The organism is Paenibacillus montaniterrae, assembly GCF_018403185.1.
Classification (GTDB): domain Bacteria; phylum Bacillota; class Bacilli; order Paenibacillales; family Paenibacillaceae; genus Pristimantibacillus; species Pristimantibacillus montaniterrae.
The window spans coordinates 329,036-351,315 of sequence record NZ_BOSE01000002.1; the positions used below are offsets into that span (position 1 = coordinate 329,036).

Annotated in this window: 20 protein-coding genes; 6 read left to right on the plus strand and 14 right to left on the minus strand. The window is 45.2% G+C overall.

Features of this window, described 5'->3' with window-relative positions; genetic code table 11:
• Window positions 1–38: 38 nt before the first annotated feature.
• The 4 genes from KJS52_RS07305 to KJS52_RS07320 all read right to left on the minus strand — a co-directional run bounded on the left by KJS52_RS07305 (window position 39) and on the right by KJS52_RS07320 (window position 4,012).
• Window positions 39–803: an SDR family NAD(P)-dependent oxidoreductase gene (locus tag KJS52_RS07305; protein ID WP_213514086.1), complete on the minus strand. Its 765-nt coding sequence runs from the start codon at window positions 801–803 to the stop codon at window positions 39–41.
• 145 nt (window positions 804–948) lie between these two features.
• On the minus strand, window positions 949–1,881 hold the full coding sequence (locus tag KJS52_RS07310; protein ID WP_213514087.1) for an AEC family transporter: 933 nt from the start codon (window positions 1,879–1,881) through the stop codon (window positions 949–951).
• 11 nt (window positions 1,882–1,892) lie between these two features.
• Complete coding sequence (locus tag KJS52_RS07315) at window positions 1,893–2,498, minus strand: nitroreductase family protein (RefSeq protein ID WP_213514088.1); 606 nt, start codon at window positions 2,496–2,498, stop codon at window positions 1,893–1,895.
• Window positions 2,499–3,157: 659 nt separating this feature from the next.
• Window positions 3,158–4,012 (minus strand): EamA family transporter, encoded by an 855-nt coding sequence (locus KJS52_RS07320; protein WP_213514089.1) that lies wholly within the window; start codon window positions 4,010–4,012, stop codon window positions 3,158–3,160.
• Between the two features lie 168 nt (window positions 4,013–4,180).
• Here KJS52_RS07320 and KJS52_RS07325 point away from each other — a divergent pair, with 168 nt between their 5' ends.
• Genes KJS52_RS07325 through KJS52_RS07335 form a run of 3 tightly spaced genes read left to right on the plus strand, consistent with a single transcriptional unit; the run spans window position 4,181 to window position 7,107 of the window.
• Window positions 4,181–6,238, plus strand: a complete 2,058-nt coding sequence (locus KJS52_RS07325) for a beta-galactosidase (RefSeq protein ID WP_213514090.1) — start codon at window positions 4,181–4,183, stop codon at window positions 6,236–6,238.
• A gap of 18 nt (window positions 6,239–6,256) precedes the next feature.
• Entirely contained in the window at window positions 6,257–6,418 is a 162-nt protein-coding gene (locus KJS52_RS07330) for a hypothetical protein (RefSeq protein ID WP_213514091.1), read from the plus strand.
• Window positions 6,419–6,444: 26 nt separating this feature from the next.
• Complete coding sequence (locus tag KJS52_RS07335) at window positions 6,445–7,107, plus strand: metal-dependent hydrolase (RefSeq protein WP_213514092.1); 663 nt, start codon at window positions 6,445–6,447, stop codon at window positions 7,105–7,107.
• Between the two features lie 120 nt (window positions 7,108–7,227).
• Here the strand turns inward: KJS52_RS07335 and KJS52_RS07340 are convergent, their stop codons facing one another.
• Both KJS52_RS07340 and thrC read right to left on the minus strand, forming a co-directional pair.
• The gene (locus KJS52_RS07340; protein ID WP_213514093.1) at window positions 7,228–8,160 is read right to left on the minus strand and encodes a manganese-dependent inorganic pyrophosphatase; all 933 of its coding nucleotides are present in this window, start codon (window positions 8,158–8,160) and stop codon (window positions 7,228–7,230) included.
• A 147-nt stretch (window positions 8,161–8,307) separates the two neighbouring features.
• Entirely contained in the window at window positions 8,308–9,702 is a 1,395-nt protein-coding gene (gene thrC, locus KJS52_RS07345; protein ID WP_213514094.1) for a threonine synthase, read from the minus strand.
• A 182-nt stretch (window positions 9,703–9,884) separates the two neighbouring features.
• Between thrC and KJS52_RS07350 the strand changes: the two genes are divergently transcribed.
• Together KJS52_RS07350 and KJS52_RS07355 are read left to right on the plus strand one after the other, a co-directional pair.
• The gene (locus tag KJS52_RS07350) at window positions 9,885–11,288 is read left to right on the plus strand and encodes an MBOAT family O-acyltransferase (protein ID WP_213514095.1); all 1,404 of its coding nucleotides are present in this window, start codon (window positions 9,885–9,887) and stop codon (window positions 11,286–11,288) included.
• A gap of 23 nt (window positions 11,289–11,311) precedes the next feature.
• Window positions 11,312–12,478 carry a DHHW family protein gene (locus tag KJS52_RS07355; RefSeq protein WP_213514096.1) on the plus strand — a complete coding sequence of 389 codons (1,167 nt, stop codon included), beginning with the start codon at window positions 11,312–11,314 and terminating at the stop codon, window positions 12,476–12,478.
• A gap of 59 nt (window positions 12,479–12,537) precedes the next feature.
• On the opposite strand, the gene KJS52_RS07360 is transcribed toward KJS52_RS07355, so the two are convergent.
• From KJS52_RS07360 to KJS52_RS07395, 8 genes are all read right to left on the minus strand, one after another.
• Entirely contained in the window at window positions 12,538–13,659 is a 1,122-nt protein-coding gene (locus KJS52_RS07360) for a HAMP domain-containing sensor histidine kinase (RefSeq protein ID WP_213514097.1), read from the minus strand.
• On the minus strand, window positions 13,652–14,347 hold the full coding sequence (locus KJS52_RS07365) for a response regulator transcription factor (protein ID WP_213514098.1): 696 nt from the start codon (window positions 14,345–14,347) through the stop codon (window positions 13,652–13,654). Before KJS52_RS07365 ends, KJS52_RS07360 begins: the two co-directional genes overlap by 8 nt.
• Before the next feature lie 11 nt (window positions 14,348–14,358).
• Window positions 14,359–16,566 carry a serine racemase VanT catalytic subunit gene (gene vanT, locus KJS52_RS07370; RefSeq protein ID WP_213514099.1) on the minus strand — a complete coding sequence of 736 codons (2,208 nt, stop codon included), beginning with the start codon at window positions 16,564–16,566 and terminating at the stop codon, window positions 14,359–14,361.
• A gap of 81 nt (window positions 16,567–16,647) precedes the next feature.
• Window positions 16,648–17,700, minus strand: coding sequence for a D-alanine--D-serine ligase VanG (vanG, locus tag KJS52_RS07375; RefSeq protein WP_213514100.1), 1,053 nt, complete (start codon window positions 17,698–17,700; stop codon window positions 16,648–16,650).
• Window positions 17,701–17,705: 5 nt separating this feature from the next.
• Window positions 17,706–18,590, minus strand: coding sequence for a M15 family metallopeptidase (locus tag KJS52_RS07380; RefSeq protein WP_213514101.1), 885 nt, complete (start codon window positions 18,588–18,590; stop codon window positions 17,706–17,708).
• A gap of 791 nt (window positions 18,591–19,381) precedes the next feature.
• Window positions 19,382–20,260, minus strand: coding sequence for a DUF72 domain-containing protein (locus KJS52_RS07385; protein ID WP_213514102.1), 879 nt, complete (start codon window positions 20,258–20,260; stop codon window positions 19,382–19,384).
• A 13-nt stretch (window positions 20,261–20,273) separates the two neighbouring features.
• The gene (locus KJS52_RS07390; RefSeq protein ID WP_213514103.1) at window positions 20,274–20,717 is read right to left on the minus strand and encodes an MEKHLA domain-containing protein; all 444 of its coding nucleotides are present in this window, start codon (window positions 20,715–20,717) and stop codon (window positions 20,274–20,276) included.
• Window positions 20,718–20,797: 80 nt separating this feature from the next.
• Complete coding sequence (locus KJS52_RS07395; protein WP_213514104.1) at window positions 20,798–21,580, minus strand: TerC family protein; 783 nt, start codon at window positions 21,578–21,580, stop codon at window positions 20,798–20,800.
• 324 nt (window positions 21,581–21,904) lie between these two features.
• On the opposite strand from KJS52_RS07395, the gene KJS52_RS07400 reads away from it, so the two are divergent.
• Window positions 21,905–22,228 (plus strand): thioredoxin family protein, encoded by a 324-nt coding sequence (locus KJS52_RS07400; protein WP_213514105.1) that lies wholly within the window; start codon window positions 21,905–21,907, stop codon window positions 22,226–22,228.
• The last annotated feature ends 52 nt before the right edge of the window (window positions 22,229–22,280 follow it).

The following is a 22,280-nucleotide window of genomic DNA, read 5'->3' on the forward strand; positions in this document are numbered from 1 at the left end:
CGGCATAATCTGCTCCCTTCTGAGTTTGCATACACGCCCTAGATAGCAGGCATAACATTGCCGCCGTTAACCGGGATATAGGCGCCAGTTATAAAGCTTGACAGATCGGAAGCAAGGAAGGCAACGACATTGGCGATTTCCTGGTCCGTTCCTCTACGCTTTAGCGGCACAGACGCGCTGTAGCCTTCATTAACCTCTGATCCCGCTTCACGATCGCGATCGCTAATCGTCCAGCCTGGCGCTACCTGGTTAACTGTAATCCCGAATTCTCCTACTTCCTTTGCCAGCACGCGATATACACCATCCATCCCGCGCTTGCCTGCAACATAGGCAGACTGGGTTGGCGCATTCTGCATAGAGCACTCCGTATTAATTCCGATAAATCTTCCTTCGCCTCGTGCTTTCATCGCAGGAATAAATGATTTTGCCAAATATACGCTCTGCATTACACATGAATCAAACTGACCCTGAAAATCAGCTGGCGCCTGCTCCAGCACCGAGGTCCATTGATATTGAATCACGGCGTTGGCAACCACAATATGTACTTCGCCAAGCTGCTGCCCAATGCGCTCTTGCATCTGTTCAATTTGCTCCTGCTTCGTAATATCAGCTTGCACCGTCATCGCCTTTACTTGATACTGCTCCTCAAGCTCTTGCTTAAGCTGAGCCGCTTTTGCTTCATTGGCATTATAATGAATGACAATATTCGCTCCGCATTGTGCCAGCGTTCTTGCCATTACTCTGCCCAAATCACCTGTCGCCCCTGTAATAAGTGCTGTTTTTCCTGTTAATTTAAGTTCCATTATTGTACCTCTTTTATTAGATTTGTTAGTAATAATGCTACCACATTCACTAACATTTAGCATGCTATTTTTTAATCCCTTTATATAAAAAGCTGTCTCATCAGCAGGCACTTATTCCTACGTGACAAGACAGCTTGATGTCGTGCTATACTTCAATATTTAACATAAAAATAACTGCAGTAACCGTTATAATGCTAATCAGTGTTGAAACAAATACAGATTGCGAGGCAAACTCCTTCTCATTGTCAAATTCGACAGCCAGCAGCACACTGCTTAATGAGGTTGGAACGGCTGATGATACGATCAGAGCCGCCGCGGTCAATCCTTCAATGCCCATTAGCTTGACAATTACCCATGCCAGCAATGGACCAGCTACCAGCCGCAGCAGGCCTGAAATGCTAACGTCTATCGCAAGCGAGCGTGAAACCTTCCATTCCATCTGGCCGAGCTGCACCCCCAACGTCAGCAGCGCCATGCCAATAAAGGCATCGGACACGTAATCGAGCGGCGTTTGGATCGGTCCGGGAATAGGCACCTCAAAGCCTCTTAACAAAAAGGCGAGCGGTATGACATAAATGACAGGCATGCCGATAATCGTCTTCCACACCTGCTTCATATTGGCTTTATGCGAATTTACGCTGTAAATTCCATATGTGTTAGGAACTAGTGATTGCATCATCATAATCAAAATTTGAATGCCTAGCGTTTCCTTATTGCCTGCAAATGCAAGCTGATTAAGCGGGATGCCGTAGTTGGCGCTGTTGTAGAACAGCACGCTGTTGCGCATCGCGCTTTTCATCGTAGGAGAATAGCCTCTCAAGCGGACTACAATTTCAACTACGATATATTGCAAAACCATAAACAAAACAAAAAACAGCAGCACCTTGCCAATCATTTCGGGGGCGATTGCCGTTTCATAAAGCAGCGCAAAAATAACAGCCGGTGAGAGCAAATAAAAATTCAGCTTGGATAATGTCTTGATATCAAGGTGAAATACTTTCTCCAATATAATGCCGATGGCAATCATAATTGACATCGGCATTACATTAGTCAGCAAAATATGCAGAAATATACTCATTTTAGCATAGCCTACTTCACTTCATAGGACATAATCAGCTGATCGAGCGGCTTGCGCGGTGTTGGCTTGTTCGTGCTATGGAACGATTCGTCAAGCTGGTCAAGACTGCCCGGCTTGCCGATTGCAATAACAATTTGCGGCTGGAACTGCTGTGGCATGCTCAGCTTTTCCTTAGCCGCTGCGCCGTCAAAGCCTCCCATTGCACGGGTTGCCAAGCCCATCAAATGAGCTTGAAGCGCCATAGCCTGCCATGCAGCGCCTGTGTCAAAGGCATGCTTGCCATGTTCCTTACCCTCCGCATTCAGCGTATCCGAAGCCAGTAGAATGTAGGCAGAAGCATTTTTGCTCCAAACTTGATTGCGCGGCACAATAAAGGAAAGAAACAGCTCCTTCTGCTCTGCTGTTGAAGCAAGATAAAAACGCCAAGGCTGAACGTTATTAGCGGATGGAGCATACTGCCCTGCCTCCAAAATGCGATACAGCTCTTCCTCGGATAATGTATACGGCTCAAAAGCTCGTGTAGACCAACGATTAACAAACATAGGATCAACGCCATACTGAGGCTTACGAGCCTCCAGCACATCAGCGTTATAATTAGCAGCTTGGTTCATACTCATAGTAGTAGTTTCCTCCCTTTTTTATCTGTAAAAAATTAGCGCTACGGAGCAAAGCATCCTCAGCGCTCCGGTGCAATGCATCCTCCAGTCGCTTTTTAAATCGTAATGCCCTTATTTAAATTTTTAAAGGTTGCATTACGATGTTAAAGGCAACACACTTCGTTTTTCGGATGCTTTGCTCCTCCGCTGTAGCTTTTTTTAGTACTTTCAAGATTCGACGTCGAATAATCTCCAACGCAATCACATCGTCATCAAAGTCGGCTTTTTGAAGCTTCCTCTTCCAATAGAGGTTCAAAAAGTCGGCTTTCAGGACCAAGAAGATGGCACGATACTAGAAGGCGAGGAGCGCAGCGTAGGCACTTGCTACGTGAGCACCGCAGCCTTCGGTAGCGTGACATATTCGACGTCGAATACGCTACAACGCACTACCTCGTCATCAAAGTCATGCTTTTGAACTTTCCTCTTCCAATAAGGGGTTCAAAAGCTTGGCTTTCAGGACCAAGAAGCTTGGACGATAGTAGAAAACGAGGAGCGCAGCGTAGAGCAATTGCTACGTGAGCACCGCAGTTTTCGCTAGCGTTCAAGATTCGCCGTCGAATCCGCTACAACGCAACTACATCGTCATCAAAGTCATGCTTTTGAACTTTCCTCTAAATATATCACTTAAATAAGTGTATCATCAATACACCCACAAACGCCAACCCCATTCCTGCAAGCTCCGTTTTCGCAAACGGAACTTTGACGACGAAGCGGGTATAAAGCAGGATGACTACGACATTCATTGCGATAATAGCGGAAACAAGACCAGTTACGCCCATGCCGAAAGCCTGTACGCTTAATATCATGCCAATCGCATTGCTTGTGCCGACGGCAAGGCCGATGCCCCAGGTGCGGCGTTTGCCAATTTTGCTCTGCGTCCCTTTGTTTCTGCGGCTGTCAATCATCCAAAGCAGTGTAAAGCAAAGCGCGCCAGTGACAAACATGGTGGTCAAGGTCGGAAACATGCTCGCGCCTTCCATCGTCGACCATTTCGTTGTTAAATCATTGCCGGCAAAAAACAGCATTGTCAGCAAGCCCCATTGCGCACCCTGCAAATTTTTCCACGATAAATCATTGGAATAACGAATCACTAAAATGCCGCATACGAGAACGATAAATGCAATAAACTGCATAAAGTGAAGCTTTTCACCCCATATCAAGTAGGCAACCAGTACGACGACAACCGGCGGCAGCGCAGTCAAAATCGCGATAATCGACGCTTTCCCTACCGCAAAGCCTTGATACATGCAGGCGCTCGCTGCAAAGGAAAACAAGCCCATTTGAATCCCTATAAGCGAGGCTGTGTTCCATTCCGCCCCGCTCCATAGCGCCGCGATCCCGTTAATGATCGCGCCAGAGGCAAATACACCACACAGCATCAGGTTGCGATTTAGACCAAGCGTGCTTGTCCAATGATAAAGACTGCCTCTAATCCCAAATGCGAGTGCAGCAAATAATGCAAAAAGTAACCACATGTCGTATTCCTTTCCAAGTCTTAACCTTTTCTAGCACATCTTGATCTATTCTAGCGCTAGCTTCACAATCTTTCAATGAAAGATTGTATTTCCTTCTAGTGACCGATACAATCAAACTATGTTATTGAGGATGTGAAACGTACTTGTGGCATGAAAGGAGCATTACAAATGAAAAAGTTTAACTTGAATGAGCAGCTGATGCTCGGGGTTTGCTACTACCCGGAGCAGTGGCCAGAGGAAATGTGGGAAGATGATATGATCCGAATGAGAGAGACGGGCATCTCGCTTATTCGTGTAGGAGAATTTGCCTGGTCGATATTCGAGCCGTCTGAAGGAAACTATCAATTTAAAGATTTTGATTATATGCTTCGACTTGCCCACAAGCATGGCCTAAAGGTTATTATCGGCACACCAACTGCAACGCCTCCAGCTTGGCTGACTGAGAAGTACCCTGAGGTGCTGAATGCAACCATTGAAGGCCACAGCCTGCATCACGGCTTGCGCCGCCATACGAACTATACGAGCACTACCTATCATCGCCTTAGCGCGGCGATTACCGAGCAATTGGTGATGCATTACAAGGACAATCCTGCTGTTGTCGGCTGGCAGCTGGATAATGAATTCAACTGCGAAATTAGCGAGTTTTACAGTGAAGCCGATCACAAAGCATTTCGCCGATGGGTACAGCAGCGCTACGGCACGCTTGAGAAGCTTAATGACGCTTGGGGAACAACATTCTGGAGCCAAACCTATTCAAGCTGGGAGCAAATTTATTTGCCGCGATTAGTGCCTGGCGGCCGGCAGCCAAATCCGCATTTGGCACTGGATGAGAAGCGGTTCATTTCCGACAGCGTTATTGCCTTTGCCAAAATTCAAGCCGATATCATTGCTGAGCATGCGCCGCATCATTTTATTACAACGAACGGGCTGTTCGGACATCTTGACAGCCATCGTCTGACGAAGGAGCTGCTGGACTTTTTCAGCTATGATTCTTATCCACAGTTTTCTACGATTTTCTCAGATCCAGCCGAGGAGCGTCCGCTTGCCGATCGTTCCTGGAGCCAAACACTTAGCACGGTGCGCTCGATTTCCCGGCAATTTTGCATTATGGAGCAGCAAGCAGGGGCTGGCGGCTGGGTGAACAAAATGGATATGCCATCACCTCGCCCGGGCCAGATGCGCTTATGGAGCTATCAATCGATTGCGCATGGCGCTAATTTGGTTGTCTATTTTCGCTGGCGTACAGCAACGTTTGGACAAGAAATTTATTGGCATGGCCTGAACGATTACAGCAATTTGCCGAATCGCAGACTTGCTGAAGCAGCCAAGGTCGGTGAAGAAATTCAGCAAATTAGCGAGGCGCTATGCTCTACCACCTATCAAGCGGAGGTCGCCATCTTGCGCGATTATCACAATGAATGGGACGGCGAATACGATGTATCACATGGGCCATTCGGCTGGAAAAGCGGCAAGGAGTGGTACAAGGCGCTGACCCGCAGCCATATTCCAAGCGATATTGTATATATCAATGAGGAGACGACGCTTGCCGAGCTGCAGCGCTATAAGCTGCTAGTTTATCCGCATCCCGCAATTATGAGCAAATCAACTGCACAGCTGCTTGAAGCCTATGTTGTTAGCGGCGGGCATATCGTATTTGGCTGCCGCTCAGGCTATAAGGATCAGCGCGGGCATTGCTATATGCTGCCTTTTCCAGGTATGCTGAGCACGCTTACCGGCGTTACGCTGGAGGAATATACCGTTATTAAGGGCACTAGAGCGGCAACAACGGCAACAACGATTGACCAGCAAACAACCTTGCAAACCGTCAGCTTTAATGAAATTATTGCGCCTTTCTCATCAACGGTTGATGTTATTGCTACCTATGATCAGGAATATTACGAAGGCAAGCATGCCTTGACGCGCAACCGCTTCGGCAAAGGCAGCGCCTGGTATTACGGCTCCGTATTTACGGAACAGGTGGCTCAATTTATTTTGCAGCAGTTTGAGGAAATTAGCTCGCCTGCACCATGGCTGGAGCTGCCTGAGGAGATAGAGCTTGCTGTGCGCGGCAATGAAGCGCAGCAGTATTATTTCATATTGAATTACAGCGATGCACCAGCAACGATCAACGTGCTGGAGCCTGCCTGCGATTTGCTGACAAGTGCCAAGCTGCACGGTCAACATCAGCTGGCAGCTTATGATGTTCTCATTTTATACAAGCAATAAAGCTGGAGGTGCGCGATCATGTTTACACTTGCAGAAAAACAGCATTTGTTAAAGCTGCTTAAGCAGAAGAAGCGCTGGGGCTGGCTGAACAAGCAAAAAGCTGAAGAGATGGACGCGATCCTGATTGAAAAACTCGAGCAAATGATTCGCAATGAGCTCGTAAATCAAAAGCATCTTTAGCAGCAAATCGAAACACTGGAGGAGTTATGAACGGTAAAACACATTTAGCAATCGGAGCGGTAATCGGCGGCGTCTATGGCCTCGTACATGCTGCAGATAGCGGGCTTGACACCTTGCTAAGCTTTGTTGCTGTCGGCAGCTTCTCAGCTTTGGCAGCGGATCTGGACGGACCGAGCCTGTTAACCCGCAAACTATCAAAGCTTAGCCGAATGCTGCATTCCGGCTGCATCATCGTCGGACTGGCCGCTTTGCTCATTATCGGCGGCCTATGGCTTACACAGGAGCAATTTCGACCACCATGGCTGCTGGCAGCTGTTGCAGGGTCACTTCTTATTACGCTGCTCGGCCTGTTAGTATCACGCGGCTCTTGGCGCAATGCGATGGTCAGTGTTACAGGAGGACTGCTGGCAGCCTACGGCTACATAGAAAGCTGGCACTGGCTAATCGGGCTTGGCGTGTTTACGATTATCGCGCCATGGCTAAGCCATCGTGGACTGACACATACAATATGGGTTGTTCCTTTATGGGGCTGGATCGGCTTCAGCCTGGAGGCACAGCTGGGAATTGCCGGCATTGGCATAGCGGCGATGCTTACTTATTTGTCTCATATTATCGCTGATATGTTCACACCTGCAGGAGTAAAGCTGCTTTATCCGCTTAGCAAAAAGAAATTTCGCTTAAAGCTGTAATCTTGACATCGTTCCGCTCTTAAATTGGTAATAAAAGAGGGTGCCTCAAAGTTATCTATTACAACTTTGAGGCACCCTCTTGCTCTATTTGAAATGATATAGCATTATGTTTTGCTTTGCTTACATTGTGCTCAATGTTTCAGTCAGCACTGGAACAATTTGAGACTTGCGGGATACTACCCCTTTAAGCAACGCTGTATTGTTGTCCAGCTTCACGTTGTAAGCTTTCTCAACAGCTTCAGCTTTGCTGCCCAATGCTAGCGCGATTGAATCATTGTTCAAAATGTCCGTTGTAACAAGCACGAACAAATCAAGACCTTTAGCTGCAATAATGTTATTTAACGCAGCTTCAAGCTCTGTTTGGCGAGAAAGCACATCATTCGTATCAACCGCGTTTACTTGGGCGATTTCAACTTTGTAATTGCCCATAGAAAATTCTTTAGAGTCAAGAGAAATCAATTGCTCAATCGTTTTGTCGCTCAGGTCTGCTCCAGCTTTTAGCATTTCAAGACCGTACACCTGTGGATCAACGCCAGCAATTGCCGCAAGCTCATTAGCTGCAGCTACATCCTGCTCAGTGCAGGTTGGCGATTTGAACAGCAAGGAATCCGAAATGATTGCAGAAAGCATCAAGCCTGCGATTTGCTTCGTAACTTCAACGCCGTTTTCCTTGTACAGCTTGTTAAGAATCGTCGCCGTACAGCCAACAGGCTCAGCACGGAAATAAAGCGGAGCGCTTGTTTCAAAGTTAGCAATGCGATGGTGGTCAATGACTTCAACAACACGCACTTGCTCAATATCATCAGCGCTTTGCTGGCGCTCATTATGGTCAACAAGAATAACTTCGCTAGCTTCATTTGCAACTGTAGTCACAAGGCGTGGAGCTTGTGCGCCGAAATATTCCAAAGCATATGCTGTTTCGCCGTTCACTTCGCCAAGTCGCACTGCTTCTACATCTGCACCAAGCTTCGTTTTTAGATCAGCATAAACGATTGCAGACGTAATCGTATCCGTATCAGGATTTTTGTGTCCGAAAATCAAAGTTTTTGCCATTGTTTCTTAACTCCTATTCATTTTAATAATGGTATGTTCTGACTTAAAAATCATTCCTCACTTATTATACTGCTTTAGCCTGATAATTCCTAGTCCTATACTATGATTAATTCCTAGAAATTTGATGCAGGCCCAGCCATCAGTCCATTAACCACGATAAAATGCTTCGATTGCACTAGCGATCGCTTGCTTGTCGCCTGCAATCCGTGTTTGACGCTGCTCCTTGTTGAACAATGCCTGAATAGGCTCCGGATATTGCTGCTCAATGCCGCACAGCTCGATCGCTTCATTAAACTTCGCTGGATGAGCGGTAGCGAGTGAAATTGTAATTTCACCTTTTTCTGCACATTGCTGAGCTGCTGCAACACCGCAAGCGCTATGAGGATCAAGCAAATAGTTCGTCTCCGTTTTCACTCTGGAAATGGTGGACAAGCACTCTGCACCAAGCACGCCATGAGCGGCAAACTCGGACTGAACAGCTGCCAATGCTTCACTGGAAATCGAGATTTCGCCTTCAACCTTGAATTGCTCCATCAGCTTGGCAATCAGCTCAGGATCCTCGCCAAGCACATAATAGAGGTAGCGTTCAAAGTTGCTCGCAACCTGAATATCCATCGAAGGAGAATAGGTCATGCGGAAATCGCCAGGCATATAGACGCCTTCCTTAATGAATCGCTCCAAAATATTGTTTTCATTTGTCGCCAAAATCAGCTTGCCAATCGGCAGCCCCATACGCTTGGCCATATAACCAGCGAAAATGTCGCCAAAATTGCCTGTCGGCACGCTAAAGTTGACCTTATCTGCTCCAATATTGCCCGCAACCTGGAAATAAGCGTAGAAGTAATAAACAATTTGCGCCATAATCCGAATAAAGTTAATCGAATTGATCGCTGCCAAATCATTGGCCGATTTAAAATCAAGATTCGCAAACAGCTCTTTAATAATGCGCTGGCAGTCATCAAAGTTTCCGTCCACCGACAAATTGAGCACATTGTCATCCTGTACCGTTGTCATTTGCAGCTCCTGCACCTTGCTGACCTTGCCATGTGGATGAAGAATGCAAATTTTAATGCCATCCTTGCCGCGCACGCCTTCAATAGCCGAAGCGCCTGTGTCGCCTGAGGTTGCGCCTAAAATGTTAATGCGCACGCCCTTTTTCTTGGCAACATAAGAATACAGCTGCCCCATAAACTGCAAAGCGACATCTTTAAAAGCAAATGTAGGCCCGTGGAACAGCTCCAGCAAATAAAGCTCATCCGACAGCTTTGTTATTGGCGTTACCTCAGGATGGCGGAATGTGCTGTAGCTGTCTGCAATGAGCTGCTTCAGATCCTCCTGCGGAATTTCATCATTCGTAAAGTAAGTAAAGATTTCATATACAAGCTCTGTATAGCCAAGCTTGCTCCATGTCTGCAATGTTTCTATTGGAATTTGTGGAATTTGTTTCGGGATCAGCAATCCACCATCATTTGCAAGTCCCATCATAAAAGCATCAATAAAGCCAATGCTGCCAACCTTGCCTCTTGTACTAATGTACTCCATTATTTTTCCTCCTGCTTTCACTGCACTTTCGTACACGTCTAATACTAGCATTTTACCATCGTTTGCTTGAAAAATGAATGTTCATTTTCATTGTTCACAAATGCTGGTCTGCAACTATATACTAACTGCTTGCGTTTGAAGCTACATAGCTATCATTATTTTAACACAACAGGTGAACCGAAATGGTATTTAGCAGCTTAATCTTTCTTATCATATTTCTGCCAGTCCTGCTGCTGCTTTATTATAGCTGCCCGACGCGCTGGCGCAACGTTGTTTTGCTTTGCGGCTCGCTTGTTTTTTACGCCTGGGGCGAGCCTGTATATATCGCACTGCTGCTGCTATCGACTACAGCTGATTATTTTTTCGGGCGAGCGCTGGGCAAGCGACAAAGCAATGAGCGGCATCGCAAATGGCTGGTAGCCGGCTCAGTGTTGATTAATTTAGCCGTACTCGGCTTTTTCAAATACGCTGATTTTATAATCGAGAACCTGAACGCCTTGCTCGGCAGTTCAATCGAAGCGTTGGAGCTGCCTCTGCCGATCGGGATCTCCTTCTATACCTTTCAGTCGATTTCTTATATCGTCGACGTATATCGCAAAAAGGTCGAGCCGCAGCAAAGCTGGCTTAGCTTTGCTGTATACATTTCGCTGTTTCCTCAGCTAGTAGCCGGGCCGATTGTCCAGTATGGAACAATTGCAGCTCAGCTTGGCAAACGGATGTTCAGCGAAGTGCAATTTGCCGAAGGAATTGCTCGCTTTATTCGCGGCTTGGCGAAAAAAGTGCTGCTCGCCAACAATATCGGCCTGCTATGGGAGCAAATCAGTAGTCAGCAAACGGATCAGCTGGCAATCGCAATGGCATGGCTGGGCATTATCGCCTTTGCGTTTCAAATTTATTTTGACTTTAGCGGCTATTCCGATATGGCCATCGGCCTCGGCCTTATGTTCGGCTTTCGCTTCAACGAAAACTTCAACCTGCCGTATCGAGCAGCCAGCATTACTGAATTTTGGCGGCGCTGGCATATTTCGCTCGGCAGCTGGTTTAAAGAATATGTCTATATCCCGCTTGGCGGAAATCGCCAGGGGCTATTGAAACAGCTGCGCAATATTTTGATCGTTTGGACGCTAACCGGAATTTGGCATGGAGCGAGCTGGAATTTTGTGCTATGGGGCTTGTACTTTGCTTTAATTTTAACGCTGGAAAAGCTGTTTATGCTCAAGCTTTTAGCGCGCTGTCCGCGCATCCTGCAGCACAGCTATGCGATTTTGCTCATTTTATTGGGCTGGGTCATTTTTGTGTTCGAGGATTTGCAGCAGATGAGCGGCTATTTCACAGCAATGCTCGGCTTGCAACACCATGCTGTCTGGCTGGATGAAGCAACACTTTATCAGCTGTCCAATTATATCGTGCTGCTGGCAATCTTGGTCGTATGTGCTGTCGCACCTCGCTTCTCCGTGCTTGAGCGGTTCAAGATCAGCATGACTGGAGCATTAGTAAGCTGGGGCGTTCATATGGCGCTGCTGCTGCTTTGCATCGCATATTTGGTTGACGCAAGCTTCAATCCGTTTCTATATTTCCGTTTCTAATGAAGGTAAGGTGAACGTACAGCATGATCAACAAAAAAACAGCCAAGCTTTATAAGTTCGGCTTTACAGGCATAATTGGGCTGCTGCTAGTGCTGCTGCTGGCCATGCCGAAAGCCAGCTTTTCTTATTTTGAAAATCGGCAGCTGCAAAGCAAGCTCGAGCTAAGCTGGCAAAGCTTGCTTGACAAAAGCTTTGCAGAGAACGCCGAGAACTATGTAGCTGACCAGTTCCCGTGGCGCGAGCATTGGTTTGGACTTAAAGCATTTGCCGAGCAGGCTCGCTTCATGACTGTGAATAACGGAATATATTTGGGGAAGGAGCATTTTCTGTTTGAAGCAATGAAGGAGCCGAGCTGGGGAGAAGTCGAGCAATATGTGGACAGCATCAATCAACTTATTGGCAAATTTCCGGCTGTGCACAGTACGCTGCTGCTGGCCCCGACCTCAGTTGAGCTCTATCCTCAGCTGCTGCCTAAATATGCCGACTCCTATTCACAGCGTGAAGCGGCTGAACGCATTGCCGCTCAGCTTGCAGCCCAGATCGCATTTGTTAACGGCATCGATGCGCTGCAGCCATACACAAGCGAGCATAAGCTGCTCTATTATCGCAATGATCATCATTGGAGCAGCTACGGCGCCTATCTCGCTTATGCAGCTTATATGGAGAAGCTCGGAATAGCGCCGCTGTCGCTTGATGAATTTGAAATAAGCGTTGTATCTTCGAGCTATCGCGGCAGCTACCATACAAAAGGTCAATTTATTGGAACAGAGGCTGATGTCATTGAGCGCTACGACAGCGGCTATGTGCAATCGCATGTATACATCGCAGATCATAATTCAACGATGGACAGCTTGTACGATGATTCGCGGTTAACGCAAAAGGATCAGTACAACTATTTTCTTGGCGGTGTCCATGCGCTAATGACAATAACGAATGAGCTTACTGACAAAGGAAAAGAGGCCGGACATCAGTTTGAAATTGATTCGATGCTCGTAGTGAAGGATTCCTATGCGCATGCATTCATTCCATTTTTAAGCCAACATGTACGGGAAATTCACGTAGTTGATCCACGTTATTATAACGGCTCGCTGGAGCAATATATGAAGGAGCATCCTGTGCAGGAGCTCCTGCTGCTGTACAATATTCCTACATTTGTTGAAGAGCGCAGCCTGCTTGGATTGAAACGATAAGCTTTGTCATGCATGAGCTAAACGCTTAAGCATTCCTGCGGAATGAGGGCGCTTTTAGCTCATGTATGAGCTCCGCTGGAGGATTTGGTAACGAAGTCGCAAGGCAAACGCACTTCAAACTGTGTTCGGATCAAATCACTCCGCACTGCTATCGAGCCTTTATGCTGCTCTACTATGTTTTTTGCTATAAACAATCCGAGACCTGAGCTTTCGCTTCGCTGAGTGCGTGCTCTATCGCCAGTAAAGAACATATCGAAGATAAGGGATTGAATTTCCTTCGGGATTGGGTCGCCGTAGTTAATAATTTCAATCACGACTTCTCCAGCCTCACGATATCCGTTTATATCAACAAATTTCCCATCGCTTCCATAACGGCAGGCATTAATTAAAATGTTAGTAAATACGCGTGCCAGCAGATCTCCATCTCCACGAATAACCAGTTGCGGAGCCATATTCATCCTTACCGCAAGATTGCTTTTTTCAAAAGCAGGATACATTTCTTCGTTCAACTGGACAAGCAGTTCGCTTACATCAATCATTTTTTCGTCTATCGTGATCTTGCCGTAGTTCATTCGAGTAATTTCGAACAGCTCATCGACCAGCTTTTCTAAATGCTGTGACTTGGTAAAGGCTATTGCCGCATAATGTTTGATCTGTTCGGTAGTTAACTGCTCATCCTGCAAAATAAAATCGAGATATCCCAGCACAGATGTTAACGGTGTGCGCAAATCATGTGCCAGATTAAGCACCAGCTGATCCTTGCTGCTTTCCGCAAAGTCTCCTCTTTCCAAAGCTTGCCGCAGTTGCTCACTAGCCAGATTGATGTTACTTGCGATGTTTCCGAACTCATCAGTGGAGGGAATATAAACCTTACTATTAAAATTACCGTTGGCCAATTGATTAATGCCATTCGAAATTTCATGAAAATATAGCGAATATCTTCTCGTAACAATAAAGAAAAATAAAATCGAGAGCGGAATAAAAATAATCAGAAAGAAGTTAATATCCCCAACCTCTCTCATAAAATAACGGATTTTCGTTGTTGGATCTTCAAACTTGGTCGTATAATAATAAAATTGCAGCATTTTAAAGATTGCGAAAGTAATAGCCCCGGCAAAAATCATGCTTACTCCGAACAACAAAACCATTTTGGAACGGAAGCTGTGAATGGCTTTAACCATTGAACGAATACCCAACACCCCAAACCGTTTTAATCAGTTTGTTTTTCGCTTTCTCTTCTCCAAGCTTTTTTCTTAAGGTGCGAATATGCACCATAACCGTATTGCTGCCATCATAATAGGCTTCGCCCCATACCTGCTGAAAAATATTTTCAGCACTGAACACCTTTTTCGGGTAGCTGGCTAACAGGTATAAAATATCAAATTCCTTCGGCGTAAGCTCGATCGTTTGCCCATACAAGCTAACCGTGCGCTGATCGGGATCAATAAGAAGCCCTCCCGCTTCAATCACCTTTTTCCCTTCTTTAGCGGAGTGATTCAGATGCTTGTAGCGCCGCAACTGTGCATTAACACGCGCAATTAATTCCATTGGATTGAATGGCTTGGTCATATAATCATCTGCTCCCATGACAAGTCCGGAAATTTTATCCAAATCAGAGGTTTTCGCACTTAAGAAGATGATTGGCATATTATGCTTTTCCCGAATCAAGCGAGTCACGTCATAGCCGTTCAGCTCAGGCATCATAATATCGAGAATCGCCAAATCAATCTGATGCATCTGGACAGCCTGAAGCGCTGCTTTTCCATCTCCTGCAATAATATAATCATAGCCTTCTTTTTGAAGATGCAAGGCAATCAGCTCAGCGATCTCCTTCTCATCCTCCGCTATTAATACCGTTATGCGCCTCATCATTTCCTCCCTCACTTATATATCTTTGTTACCCGCTCTCCCAAACGACTCAGCAATTCATTCGTTATCGTATTGCATTGACCTGCCAACTCCTCAGCTGATATGGATTCATCCTGATCCACTCCTATCAATGTTGCGATATCTCCTTGAGCTACATCATCCATGTCTGAAATATCTACAATTAGCTGGTCCATGCAAACTGATCCTATTATCGCCCTTCGTTTTCCTTTAATAAGGCAGCTTGCCTTCGCCTCGGACAATAAGCGCGGCATTCCATCTGCGTATCCAATGGCGATAATTGCGATTTTTCCGTCTTTATCCGCGGTGTACGTACCGCGATAACCAACTGAAACTCCTTTTTTCACCTGCTTCACTTGCACCACTCTTGCTTTCAGCGAAAGCACAGGACGAAGTGATATACTTGTCTTGACTTTATCTTCTTCTCGACTGAGCACTCCATATAAAGCGATGCCGATTCGGGCATAATCATAATTACATTCGTTATAGTTGAGCACGCCGTAGCTGCTTTGTACATGCAGCTTTTGCGGGTCGATACCTTTGCTCCGCAATTGTGCGATTACGTGATCAAAACGTGAAATTTGATTTTTAGTATGAGCAATATCCGGCTCCTCCAAACTGTCAGCCGCATTTAAATGCGTAAATGTGCCTTTCACATTCAAATTACTAAACCGATACATCGAAGCGATTTCTTCTATATGTTCATAAGACTCGCCCAATCTGCCCATTCCGGTATCAATTTTAATGTGGACATTGATTTTAACGCTGCAAGCACTCAGCTTTTTCGCGTAATCTACATCAACTACAGTTTGTGTCAATCTATAGGCGGCAAGCTGATGAATCGCGCTCTCGTGAGTATACCCCAAAATGAGAACTTCTCCTTTTATTCCTTTTTTGCGCAGCTCTATTCCTTCTCCTAGCGTTGCAACAGCAAAATGGTTAATCCCCAATCTGTTCAAATGCTCGGCGATTTGCCACCCACCATGACCATATGCCTGCGCTTTTACTACCGCCATCATATTACAGCCATTAGGCAACACCCGTTGAATCTCCTTAACATTATGCTGCAAATGAGCGAGATTAATTTCTGCCCATGCTCGCCCTCTGTCATCAGATTCACTGCTGCTTGTTTTTCTACTTATCCCTTTTGCTGCACTCATTACAAAAGCAGAAGCTGCAAATGACAGCATCGTCACCAACATAAAATGAATAAGGCTATTTCCGACGACAACAGAGGTTAGTCCTGTTACTTTTCCTGCTCCTCGAACGATAATAATGCACATCGGATGCAAAACGTAAACAAGTATGCCCAAATTTCTCAAATATTTATTGCTTTTAATTGTAAAGCTAAGCAAAAGTTGAAACAGAAAATACATGCACGGAATCGACAACAGATACATGCTATTATGGCGAGATAAATGAAATTCCTTTACCAGCAAGCCTTCCGTAACCATCAAGCCGAAAAAGAAAATAAATCCGCATGCGTACCATTTCGTCTTTCTCTGAGCCCGTTTTGTCTGAACACGATTTCTCTGAACAGGTTTTCCTTGAACATGTTGCCCGTATGCGGCAATCAGTCCTCCCAGCATAATAAATACAGGAGCAAAAAAGATTCCATTTCTTGTAGAATCAAACAAGAAAAAGATCGCTTGAAAAATACGTTCAAGATATAGATTGCTTTGAGCAAAAGCATAGTAGCTGTCACCTAATAATCCGATTATATACAGAAGCAGCGCGATCAAGAAAGCTGCCCTGATCGAAAGCTTCGTGCATAAAAAATAGCAAATACATACGCCCAGCATAACACCGGGAAAATACCATAGATGATACAGTGTGCCATTAAACAAAATATCCTGTACTAAAGTGTAAATGGAAAACTGTTCGGTAAAATAGCCAGCGTAAATGTTTACCGGAATATAGATAAGGATTGAAAGCATATAAAGCTTGGCTAATTTAATTAAAAACTGCTTTAGCATTTCAATATTTTTGTTTTTATCCGTACCAAGCTTTTGCAAAAAGAAATAGCCTGTGCACATAAAGAAAAAAGGAACCGTGACCCTTGAAACAATTCGAGTAAGCATGAAATCTGCAAACGCATCGTAGGACAGAAGCGGCGAGGTATGATTTGCAATAACAAGAATTGCAGCTATTACTCTAAAGCTATCCAAACCGCCATACTTCTGCTCATTACCAGCACGCATGATCATTCTCCTGAGAGCCATAATAGATATAATCGTTGAGAGATAAAGTAGAAATTGGACGATGATCAGCTTGTCCCATTATTAATTCTCCTCCATCGCCAGCAAAATAAGTGTATCCAGTAATTCCTTATAAGAAATTCCGGCCGATCGCAGCATGCTTGGGTATCTGCTTTTTGTAGTAAAGCCGGGAATCGTATTAATTTCATTAAATACAAGTTCATTTGCTGGTGTTAGAAACATATCGACGCGCGCGAAACCACGGCAGCCAAAAGCTTGGTAAAGCTGAATTGCTGTTGCTTTAATTTTTTCAGCTATCTCCTGTTCAACTCGTGCTGGAACATGAATAAGAGAGCTTTTAAGCGAGTATTTTTCACGATAATCGAAAAACGCTTCAAACAACTCGATTTCATCCACTTCACCCACGATTACATCTTTATTTCCAAGCACGGCACAGCCTACCTCAAAGCCTTCAATATTTTCCACGATAACGACCTTGTCATCGTAATTAAAAGCATTTTCCAATCCGCTTACTAATTCTGCAGCGTTGTACGCTTTTGTAATGCCAATGGACGATCCGGCTTTTGCTGGTTTGACATATAGCGGAAAGCCTATTGCTTGGGCAGCAGCTATTACTTTGTCAGCATCTGTATTTTTATATACCGTAACCGATTGTGGCGTCTTCACGCCGGAGCTGGCCGCTAAAATATTCGCAATATCCTTATCCATACAAATTGCAGAGGACAAACTATGGCAGCCAACAAACGGTATGCCAGCCAGCTCAAGCAAGCCTTGAACCGTTCCATCCTCTCCATTTTTTCCATGCAAAATCGGAAAAACGACATCCACTTTAGTTGTTTTCATCACATCATTGTAAAGTGCAACCACTCCTTGTATTTGTCTGCATGGAGCAATAAAGGCAGGCAAACATTCTTTTCTTTGATGCCAGGTATCATCCTGTATATGGTCAATGCTGCCGCTATATTGCAGCCATTGTCCTTCTCTTGTGATTCCTAGCAATAAAACGTCGTATTTTTCAAAGTTAAGGTTTTCCAATACCGCTGTTGCTGATTTTAGAGACACCTCATACTCGGAGGAACAGCCTCCAAACAAAATTGCCACTGTAATTTTCCTCATACTCTTCACTCCTCCAGCTTATCGGAGGAGCTCGTCACAATAACTCCGCCGACGTTGTCGCCTGAAATCTGATAATATTTATTGGTTGGCACCTCAATAGAAGTCTCTTCAGAAATCGGGTAATAATGGATTTCGTAGGTTTTACCCTCGATCGTAACTTCAACCTGCTGCTGCTCTCTCAGATAAGCCAAATATTCTTCCAGCGAAAAATTATTCTGCTTCATCACGGCACTATGTGGCAGTCCTACATAACGATAATGCCAAGGCTCGTACATCGTGCCTGTAATTTCTGTCTTGTCCTCTGGATAGCGTAAAATAAACCCGAACTTCCAACTATTATTTTTCAACCACTTCCCTTCAGGAGCACGCTCCATTTTCATTAAGGTAGACCCAATATCGAGAGCCAAACCGAGATTATGCTCACTAAATCCCGGCGGCATAGCAAGTCCTGGTTCCATTTCATTATGAAGCTGCTGCTGTTCTTCAAAGCTTCGAAACCCGCTATTAATAATAAAGCTTGTCACATTATCCTTTTGCGCAGCTTGAACCATCTCAACAAACTTCTGAATAATGCTTTCCGACACCTTAATCGTGTCATCCTGCAAGCGATATCCTTGCAGCAGCTCCTCATATTGAGAAAGCTGAATAATATCAGATTTGATAGCTTCCTTTCGAACAGGGTATTCCTTGTTAACAAGCAGCAAATTGCCGTAATACACCTGAGCTTTTTCGACTTTAATGCTTTCATACTCCACTTGCGGAGCCTTTTCTTGTACTGGATCCTTTTCATTATTATGATTTGGCTTCTTCGGCATCCAATGTTCTAGCTGCAGAACAGCGAAATAACCGACTAGTAAAAGGACAACAATCAAAAAAAGCCTCTTTCCCATAAATAATTTCCTCCTTTATGCGTCACACACTAAGGATAGAAAAAACTATTTAAATAAAAAGTAGGGTAAAAATAAAACTTTTCTAAAGTCACAAGTTATCTGCTTCAGAGCAATTAGCAAACAACTTACGAACAGACTGGCATCTATCTTCTTTGCAACAAAAAAACTCCGCCCACGGAACAGGGCACAAGCCCTGCAACCGCACAGCGGAGTATTTATTAATCTATATAACTCTAAATAAATCACCGTCATCAAAGGACCAAGAAGATAGCACGATACTAGAACGCGAGGAGCACAGCGTAGGCAAAATGCTACGTGAGCACCGCAGTTTTCGCTAGCGTGACATATTCGACGTCGACTATGCTACAACGCAATCGCATCGTCATCAACTTCGGACTTTTTAAACAACCTCTTCCAATAAGAGTTGTTTAAAAAGTTCGGAGTTCAGGACCAAGAAGATGGCACGATACTAGAACGCGAGGAGCGCAGCGTAGGCCAATAGCTACGTGAGCACCGCAGCGTTCGGTAGCGTGACATATTCGACGTCGACTATGCTCCAACGCAATCGCATCGTCATCAACTTCGGACTTTTTAAACTACCTCTTAAAATGAAAGTTTAAAATGCTGGGCTTTCAGGACCAAGAAGCTTGGACGCTAGTAGAAAACGAGGAGCGCAGCGTAGGCAATAAGCTACGTGAGCACCGCAGCTTTCGCTAGCGTTCAAGATTCGCCGTCGACTACGCTACAGAGCAGTTACATCGTCATCAAAGTCCAGCATTTTAAACAACCTCTCAAAAGAGTTCTAATTGTTCTGGTTGCTCTGGCATTACCCCCATCGGCTCCTTGCCTTCTGGGGTTTGTTGTCCTAGCAGCACCATCATCTGCTTGGCGTTCAAGGCGGCGTGACCACCTGAGTTATTGTTGAAAATAACATGCACATGCTCGCTTTGCTGCTGCAGCTTCTCTAGACGCGGCAGCCATTCCAGCAGCTCGTCCTCGCGATACTCGTACAAGTAGCGAACCTCGCGCCATTTCTCATCTCCTGTGTCATTCCAGCCCGCTTCATTGCGACCATGCAGCCTGACCATTGTCAGCTGTTCGCTGGTGGCTTCAACAATTGTCGGCACGCTGCCTTCTCCCGCTTGCGGCTCGTCACAGACACAATGAATCCAGCCTTCCTTGCACATAAATTGCAGCGTTTTTTCTCGCATCGCATCCGTCCACCAGCTTTGATGGCGGAACTCAAGTGCACAAGGAATATCTCCCATTTTTTGCTTTGTCGCTCGCAGCACCATAACATGCTTGGTCATGCAATCAAACCAAGGTGGATATTGAAACAGCACCGCAGCCAGGCGGTCATGTTCAATTAACGGCTCAAGCATTGCCAGAAAAGCTGCATACATTTCCTCACGCTTATTGCCGATTCCGATACTGCCGCGCTGATGTCCTGTCATCCCCTGATAAGCTTTTACTATAAATTTGAAGCCAGGAGGCGTCTCATCAATCCATTTTTGTATCCGCTCAGCTGATTGAATCGCATAAAAGGTACTGTCGATCTCAACAATATGAAAATGCTTGCTATAATGAGCAAGTCTCTCATTGCTCTTTACACTTTTGGGATAAATCGAATCATGATCCCCCCAGCCGCCAAGTCCAATTGCTATACTCATCTCGTTCCCTCACTTATGCTTCAATTCTGCGAATGCTTTGAAATGCCGCTGCTTGACCACAGTATTGCCCCGCTTCATCGATTACATTCCATACAACCGCATCCTCAATATAAAAGCGGCGCCCTGTTGCCGAAATACGAATGCCCGTATAGTTACTGACGTAGCCGTTCGCTGTTACCTCTCTTAAAAATGCTTGGCGCTGCTCACGCTCCATCGGTTCTGCAGTAAGCCGGGAAGGTGTGGAGACAAACTGCTGGTCATCCATTTCCCATAGTGCTTTGGCACGTTTATTTCCATAATTCAGTATCGGATCAAGCTCAGTTCCGTGTGATAAAATAACAAGCTCTGCTTCATCCAATTGCTTCAGCAATGGACGACTCAGATCTACATCAAGCAAATCCTGATCCGTCCAATGCCTGTAGCTATCAAGCAGCCTCTTTGCATGTACTTCATTCATCCTTCGCCCTACTCCCTTACACCGTTATAGCTTAATTTAACTTTAACAAGTGTACAGCGGATTGGCAATGCTTGCTTCTGCTATGCAGAAAGCTTTTCTCTATCTTCACTGACCTGTTTTTTGCCTGACAAAAACCAGCCGCCAACGGCAATCGCAATTAACACTGCATAGAATGTTATCTTCCAGCCAAATGATTCTGCAAAATCATGCGAAATAACTCCAAGCGATTCATGTGCCAGCGTATGAACGGCAAGCTTGACGCCAACCCATCCAACAATAACAAATGCTGCGATTTCCAATCCAGGACGGCTTTCAAGCAGCTTGACAAACATTGTTGCAGCAAAACGCATAATGACTACACCGATTAACCCTCCAAGGAAAACGACGATAAAATGTCCGCCGTCCATGCCGCCAATCGTTGGCATCGATGTTTTAGGCAAGGATACTGCCAGCGCAAGCGCAGCTAAAATAGAATCGATGGCAAAGGCGATGTCTGCCAATTCAACCTTCAGTACAGTTACCCAGAAGCTGCTGCCTTTTTTCTCTTTCTTCGCTTTATCTAGCTCTTTGCCTTTAAACCAAACCTTGCGCACAATATGATTGATTGCAATGAACAGCAGATACAATGCGCCAATCGCTTGAACTTGCCAAATATTAACGAGAAATGAAATGGCAAACAGTGAAAGAAAACGGAAAACCATGGCGCCAACCAAACCATAAAACAACGCTTTTTTACGCTCTGATTCCGGCAAATGCTTTACCATAATAGCCAGCACCAGCGCATTGTCGGCAGCTAGCAAGCCTTCAAGCGCTACAAGAATAAGCAGTACAGATCCAAACTCAAAAAACATCGTCCAATCCATAGAACATCCTCCTCAAATTTTCAAGATGCCTTTCTAGGCTTTGCCCCCTAGCATCAATCGAGTACTAGCTGCTTTTTTCACACAAAAAAAGACCTCTGCCTATCACAAATAGGCAAAGGTCTTGCTAACAACGATCGCTTCGTTGCCAATAAAGCCGGAGCTTTCACTCGTCATGACGACTTTATTGCTGGAGCTACTCCCCTTTGGAGTTTTTCGTATGAAATTGTGCAACTTACAACTACCTATACGAGCTCGCCCAAACTTAGGTTTCATTTTCTTCAAAAAAAGTTTATGCTAAATTGTATGAAAGGAAGAAGCGATTATATGAATACCAAGCAAAGCAAAATTACAGAGCTCAACGAAAAGCAGCTGCATGCTCTGGCAAATATCGATATCGGCAAAGCAGCCGTACTGTTTACCACTCCATTTTGCGGCACCTGCAAGGTCGCTTTGAAAATGCTGGAGATCGTTGCCGAGACAAACGTGCCTTATCATCTATATCAAGCTAACATAAATTTCACACCATTTTTTCGTGAGCATTGGCAAATTAAAAGCATACCAGCGCTAGTCATCATTGAAAATGGCAGCATCGCCAAAACGATCTACGCCATGCGCTCAGTCGCCGATCTATACGAGCAGCTGACGTAAAGCTGGAATGAATCGCTGCAAAAAAGATCCATGTACACCAAAAAGCTCGCAC

Excerpts from the sequence above, each read along its gene's own strand:
- KJS52_RS07315 (WP_213514088.1), bottom strand. The coding sequence starts at position 2,498 with ATGAGTATGAACCAAGCTGCTAATTATAACGCTGATGTGCTGGAGGCT.
- vanT (WP_213514099.1), bottom strand. The coding sequence starts at position 16,566 with ATGCGTGCTGGTAATGAGCAGAAGTATGGCGGTTTGGATAGCTTTAGA.
- KJS52_RS07360 (WP_213514097.1), bottom strand. The coding sequence starts at position 13,659 with ATGGTTAAAGCCATTCACAGCTTCCGTTCCAAAATGGTTTTGTTGTTC.
- KJS52_RS07330 (WP_213514091.1), top strand. The coding sequence starts at position 6,257 with ATGTTTACACTTGCAGAAAAACAGCATTTGTTAAAGCTGCTTAAGCAG.
- thrC (WP_213514094.1), bottom strand. The coding sequence starts at position 9,702 with ATGGAGTACATTAGTACAAGAGGCAAGGTTGGCAGCATTGGCTTTATT.
- KJS52_RS07325 (WP_213514090.1), top strand. The coding sequence starts at position 4,181 with ATGAAAAAGTTTAACTTGAATGAGCAGCTGATGCTCGGGGTTTGCTAC.
- KJS52_RS07390 (WP_213514103.1), bottom strand. The coding sequence starts at position 20,717 with ATGAATGAAGTACATGCAAAGAGGCTGCTTGATAGCTACAGGCATTGG.
- KJS52_RS07365 (WP_213514098.1), bottom strand. The coding sequence starts at position 14,347 with ATGAGGCGCATAACGGTATTAATAGCGGAGGATGAGAAGGAGATCGCT.
- KJS52_RS07310 (WP_213514087.1), bottom strand. The coding sequence starts at position 1,881 with ATGAGTATATTTCTGCATATTTTGCTGACTAATGTAATGCCGATGTCA.
- KJS52_RS07320 (WP_213514089.1), bottom strand. The coding sequence starts at position 4,012 with ATGTGGTTACTTTTTGCATTATTTGCTGCACTCGCATTTGGGATTAGA.
- KJS52_RS07355 (WP_213514096.1), top strand. The coding sequence starts at position 11,312 with ATGATCAACAAAAAAACAGCCAAGCTTTATAAGTTCGGCTTTACAGGC.
- KJS52_RS07400 (WP_213514105.1), top strand. The coding sequence starts at position 21,905 with ATGAATACCAAGCAAAGCAAAATTACAGAGCTCAACGAAAAGCAGCTG.
- KJS52_RS07305 (WP_213514086.1), bottom strand. The coding sequence starts at position 803 with ATGGAACTTAAATTAACAGGAAAAACAGCACTTATTACAGGGGCGACA.
- KJS52_RS07395 (WP_213514104.1), bottom strand. The coding sequence starts at position 21,580 with ATGGATTGGACGATGTTTTTTGAGTTTGGATCTGTACTGCTTATTCTT.
- KJS52_RS07385 (WP_213514102.1), bottom strand. The coding sequence starts at position 20,260 with ATGAGTATAGCAATTGGACTTGGCGGCTGGGGGGATCATGATTCGATT.
- KJS52_RS07335 (WP_213514092.1), top strand. The coding sequence starts at position 6,445 with ATGAACGGTAAAACACATTTAGCAATCGGAGCGGTAATCGGCGGCGTC.
- KJS52_RS07380 (WP_213514101.1), bottom strand. The coding sequence starts at position 18,590 with ATGGGAAAGAGGCTTTTTTTGATTGTTGTCCTTTTACTAGTCGGTTAT.
- KJS52_RS07340 (WP_213514093.1), bottom strand. The coding sequence starts at position 8,160 with ATGGCAAAAACTTTGATTTTCGGACACAAAAATCCTGATACGGATACG.
- vanG (WP_213514100.1), bottom strand. The coding sequence starts at position 17,700 with ATGAGGAAAATTACAGTGGCAATTTTGTTTGGAGGCTGTTCCTCCGAG.
- KJS52_RS07350 (WP_213514095.1), top strand. The coding sequence starts at position 9,885 with ATGGTATTTAGCAGCTTAATCTTTCTTATCATATTTCTGCCAGTCCTG.